General features: G+C 73.0%; 1 protein-coding gene. It reads right to left on the reverse strand.

Features of this window, described 5'->3' with window-relative positions; all coding sequences use genetic code 11:
- Positions 1–281: 281 nt before the first annotated feature.
- A complete protein-coding gene (locus FNH05_RS37110; RefSeq protein ID WP_246128166.1) occupies positions 282–1472 on the reverse strand; it encodes a helix-turn-helix domain-containing protein in 1191 nt (396 codons plus the stop codon).
- Positions 1473–1576 lie beyond the last annotated feature (104 nt).

A 1576-nucleotide genomic window follows, 5' to 3' on the forward strand; every position in this document is an offset into this window, starting at 1 on the left:
CAGGCGGGGATGGGCGCCGTTGGGTGCCGTGAGGGGTCCCTCACGGCACCGCGCAGCCCTGCTTGCAGGCGGGTCACCGCGGAGAAAGACGCCCTCGCACGGTCCGAACGTGGCACTCGGGCTGCCGAACGTGGAACACAACCGCCGGAAGGTGGGACACAACCGCCTCACAGTGGGACACAACCGCCGGAAGGTGGGACTCGCCCATGCAAGGACCGACTTTGCCGGAGCCCTAGCCGTTTCGGGGACCCCTCACGGCAAGTGCTGTGATACCAGGGCGTCTAGACCGGTAGACCGGCCCGGAAGGCGAGGCCCCGCAGTTCGCGGCCCACCGCGTCGCGCTTCGCCTTGGAGACCAGTTCTTCGAGCAGCGACACCGTGAACGGGTGGCGGCGGACATGGTCCGGGGAGAGCCGCTCGGCGCGGCGCAGCATCACCACCGCGGCATCGCGCTGACGCGGCAGCCTCGCCACCGACCGGGCCCGGTCGCGCCAGTACACCGCCCGGCGGGCCCGCACCGTCAGCGCCTCCGGATCGACCTCCGCGGCGATTTTCGCGGCCTCGGCGTGCTCCCCGGCTTCCAGCGCGCACTGCATCCGCCACACGCCGACGTTGGAAGGCCCGAATCCGAAGCCCATCACGTTCGTCTCCCCGGTGCGCCCGGCGAGTTCGGCCGCGTGCGTGAGCGCGGAGGTCCGTGCCGCCGTGTCCCGGCGTGCCGCCGAAACCAGCGAGGAGACCAGGGAGAGCGATCCGGCCAGTTGCAGCTCGTCGACCGTCGCCGTCGGCAGTGCCACGGTGTGGAGGGTGCGGGCGGCCAGATCGAGCGCGCCGGCCGACAGCAGTGCCAGCGCGCTGCCGTAGGCGGCGATCCCGAGCGACACCGGCTCGTCGAGCGCCTCGGCGGCTGCGCGCGAGAGCGTCGCCGCCTGCCAGGTCAGATCGTTCGGGGCGCCGGCCATCGCCAGCCACGCCTCGGTGCCCTGCATGTGCGCCAGTGCCAGCAGACGCAGGATCTCCCGCTCGTGGCGGCCGGCCGCGAGGGTGGTGTGCAGGTCCCGGATCAGGGAGGGAAGCCGTGCTCCGGTGACGTCGCCGTGGGCGTCGTTGACCGCGGTCAGCAGCGCGCCGACGCGGGCGCGGAGCCGCTCCACCGGCTGCACCTCGCCGTCCGGTTCGCCCATGGCCACGGCCAGCATCGCCATCCGGACCTCCACCAGTGCCTGGTCGGCGCCCGGCTCCCCGGCCAGGCCGAGGGGGACACCGGTCAGTTCGCTCGGCGCGACCTCGAGCGCGTCCGCCAGCGCGACGATGAGGGAGCGCCGGTCGAGCGCCCGTTCGCCCGCCTCCAGGCGCGACAGGTAGGACGGCGAGATCCCGGCCCGTCCCGCCACCACCGCCAGCGACTTGCCGCGGGCGTGCCTGAGCAGGCGCAGCCGGGCCCCGATCGCGGAAGAGATCCCTGACGACACGGCATCCCCCTTCGCGGAACGGGTTGCGGTGCTGCACCCAGCGTAACCAAGAACACCACCGCGGGCCAGCGCTCTGAGAGCGCTTTCCGGGCCTGGGGGATAAT

This window comes from Amycolatopsis rhizosphaerae, assembly GCF_007713715.1.
Taxonomy (GTDB): domain Bacteria; phylum Actinomycetota; class Actinomycetes; order Mycobacteriales; family Pseudonocardiaceae; genus Amycolatopsis_E; species Amycolatopsis_E rhizosphaerae.